Annotated in this window: 3 protein-coding genes; 2 read left to right on the top strand and 1 reads right to left on the bottom strand. The window is 72.3% G+C overall.

The window, feature by feature from the left end:
* On the bottom strand, positions 1–1,589 hold a 1,589-nt coding region (locus AB0H87_RS39875), incomplete at its 3' end, for a glycosyltransferase 87 family protein (protein WP_360158417.1).
* Positions 1,590–1,670: 81 nt separating this feature from the next.
* Here AB0H87_RS39875 and AB0H87_RS39870 point away from each other — a divergent pair.
* Entirely contained in the window at positions 1,671–2,687 is a 1,017-nt protein-coding gene (locus tag AB0H87_RS39870) for a dihydroxyacetone kinase subunit DhaK (RefSeq protein ID WP_360158414.1), read from the top strand.
* A 15-nt stretch (positions 2,688–2,702) separates the two neighbouring features.
* Entirely contained in the window at positions 2,703–3,317 is a 615-nt protein-coding gene (locus AB0H87_RS39865) for a DAK2 domain-containing protein (RefSeq protein WP_360158411.1), read from the top strand.
* The last annotated feature ends 1 nt before the right edge of the window (position 3,318 follow it).

Raw genomic sequence — 3,318 nt, 5'->3', positions numbered from 1 at the left:
GGTAAGCCGCCGCCTCCGTCGAGTCGAGGCCGACCGTGCCCGCCAGCCGCGCCAACTCGGCGTGCGAGCCCACGTCCAATCTCGTTCCCGGCGGGGTCGTAGGCGACCAACGTGCCGTGGGCGAGGCTGGCGGAGCGGAACGAGAAGACCCGGCCCGCCGCGTAGCGGTCGATGAGCGGGATCTCGCGTGGTTGGCCGCCCGGCGCCGACCGGTATTCCAGGCGCGCGACCGCCGGGCCGACCACGCCGTTGACGCGGACCTTCGTCTTCTCCGCGACGACACCGAACCGGATCGACATACCGCCGATGAAGGCCGCGCAGGTCGACTCGTCGCGGCAGACGTAGAAGTAGCGGGGGTTGGTCGTGTCGGCCAGCCGGTAGGCCTTGAACGTCGGGTCGGCCGAGGCCGGCAGCGGTTGCAGGGCGACAATCGCGACCGCCACCGTCGCCGCTCCCGCCACGGTCCAGCGCCGGGCCGTGCGATGGGCGGCCACCGCCGCGCCGAAGCCGGCGACGCAGATCCCGACCGTGCCCAGGGCGCGGGCGTTCTCCAGCATGAACTGCACGCCAGGGGTGAACGAGACGTCCGCGAGCACGACGCCCAGCGACAGGACCATGGCGGCGAGCAGGGCGACGCCGGCCGTCCTGTGCACCGCGCCGTGCGTGCCGATCAGCAGCATCGCGGCCAGCACCGGCCAGAGCTGGTGGTGGGTCCACGACACCGGCGACGCGGCCACGGTGGCACAGCCGATGAGCACCGCCGCCTTGATGGGGTGTCCATCGTGGAACAGCGCCCGGGCCCGCAGCAGCGCGACGAGGCAGATCACCGCGACCAGCGATGCCCAGACCACCGGGAGGGCCGGCTGCGGCACGCCCACCCGCAGCAGCATGCCCTGCACCGACTGGTTGCCCAGCGAGGCCAGGTTGCCGATCCGGGACGTCTCCAGCATCGTGCCGGTCCAGTAGCCCCAGCTCTCGGCCGGCAGCACCACCGCCGCGACGGCCGCGGCTCCCCCGAACGTCGCCAGGGCCCGGCCGGCGTCCCGGTAGCGGCCGACGGCCAGGAAGTAGACCACGAACAGCAGCGGGGTGAGCTTGACGGCGGCGGCGAGCCCGACCAGACAACCGCGGTAGCGGGCCGGCGTCAGGCCCATCGCGTCGACCAGCGCGAGCAGCACCACGAAGACGCTCACCTGGCCGAAACGCAGGTTGCTCTGCGCGGGCGCGGACAGCAGCAGCCCGCAGGCGACGGCCGCGACCAGGTCGGGCCGACCCCGACCGACCGCTGCGGCGATCGCCGCGAGCGCGGCCACGGTCGCGACCAGCCACAGTGGCTGGAGCAAGCCTTCGGGCACGGCCACGATCGGGCTCAGTACCAGCGCCGCGAACGGCGGGTAGGTGAACGGCCCGCCGTTCTCGGCGACGTACCCGTAGAGCGGTTTCCCATCCCACAGATGCTGGATCGCGCCGTAGTAGATGTGCAGGTCCGACAGCCGGTCCGGACGCCGCAGCACGAGCACACACGAGACCACGGCCACCACGCCGAACACGATCCACAGCAGCATCGCCCGGCGGGCCGGATTCCCCATGCGGAGCAATGTAGCGACTTACCATGGACGAAGTACGGCGCGCCGCGGTGACCGATGACCCTTCAGGAATCGAGAAGGCCGATGGCGGAACCTTTCTATGCCTCCAAGACCGAGTACGTCGACCGTGCGTTGCTGGGCTTCGCGCGTGATCATGCCGACGTGGTGGAGCTGTCCACCGATCCCGTGTTCGTGCGGTCCGTCGACCGCGATCCGCGGCGGCAGGTCGGGCTGCTCTCCGGCGGCGGGTCCGGCCACGAGCCGATGCACGTCGGTCTCGTCGGCCGCGGGATGCTCGACGCCGCCGCGCCCGGCCGGGTGTTCACCTCACCCCACAACCGGCAGGTGTACGAGGGCAGCCGGGCCGCCGCCGGCCCCGGTGGCGTGCTGCACATCGTCAAGAACTACACCGGTGACCGGATCAACTTCGGGATCGCCGCCGAGCGGCTGCGGCACGACGGCATTCCGGTCGCGCGCGTGCTCGTCGACGACGACGTCGCCACGGAGAGTCAGCAGACCGCGACCGGGCGGCGCGGCACCGGGGCTACCGTGCTCACCGAGAAGCTGCTCGGCGCGGCCGCCGACCGCGGTGCGAGCCTCGACGAGCTGGTGGCCCTTGGCGAGACGCTGGTCGGCCGGTCGCGCAGCATCGCGGTCGCGTCGCTGGCGCAGACGTCGCCCGTGACCGGCCGGCCGGGCTTCGACCTCGAACCCGGGCAGCTCGAGTACGGCGTCGGCATCCACGGCGAGCGCGCCCAGCACACGATCCCCCGGCCGCCGCTGGAGGAGCTGGTCGGCCGCATGGTCGACGACGTGGTCAACCACCTGCCCAGCGGGCGGTCCGTGTTCCTGTTCGTCAACGGGCTCGGCGGCACGACCTACATCGAGCTCTACAACGTGTTCGCGGAGGCCGTCGACGCGCTGGCCACCCGGGACATCGCCGTGGAGCGCAGCCTCGTCGGGCCGTACACGCCGGCGCTCGACATGAAGGGCTTCTCCATCACGATGACCATGCTCGAGCCGTCGGACGAGACGCACCCGTCCGACGGTTGGACCGCGTTGTTCGACGCGCCGGCGTGGACCGCCGGGCTGCGGAAGTGAGGCCGCGTCATGTTGATGAACCTCTACCTGGACGCGACCGAGCAGGCGTACGCCGAGCTGACGCGCCTGGACCAGGTGGCCGGCGACGGTGACTACGGCGACAACCTGCGCGAAGGCCTGCGCGGCGCGGTGGCCCGCATCCCCGACGACGCCGACCTGGCCGGCGAGTTCGAGACCGCCGCCACCTACTTCCTCGACGAGGTCGGCGGCACCAGCGGCCCGTTGATCGGCCTGCTCTTCAACGACGTGGGCGCCAGCCTCGACCGGGGCGGCGACGGCGACGCCGCGCTGGTGGCCGGGCTCGACGCGGGCACCGCCGCGATCTCGCGGGTCGGTGAGGCCAAGGTCGGCGACCGGACGATGCTGGACTGCCTCGGCCCGACCGTCGACGACATGCATGCCGCGAAGCCGCCGGTGAACTGGACGATGGTGGCAAACCAGGCATTCGACCACGCCCGGGCGACCGCCGAGCTGTCGCCGCGGATGGGTCGGGCCTCGTACGTCGGCGAGCGCGCGGTCGGGACGCCCGACGCCGGCGCGATGGGCATGGCGCTGCTGTTCTGGGCCCTCGCGGTCTACCGCGACCCGGCCAGCCGGGGGCAGTTACCGGACCCCGGGCACCTGATGTGAC

This window comes from Asanoa sp. NPDC050611 (assembly GCF_040654855.1).
In the GTDB taxonomy this organism is placed as follows: Bacteria; Actinomycetota; Actinomycetes; order Mycobacteriales; family Micromonosporaceae; genus Asanoa.
The sequence above is the reverse complement of the archived record's forward strand: the minus strand, read 5'-3'. Positions and strand labels throughout refer to the sequence as shown.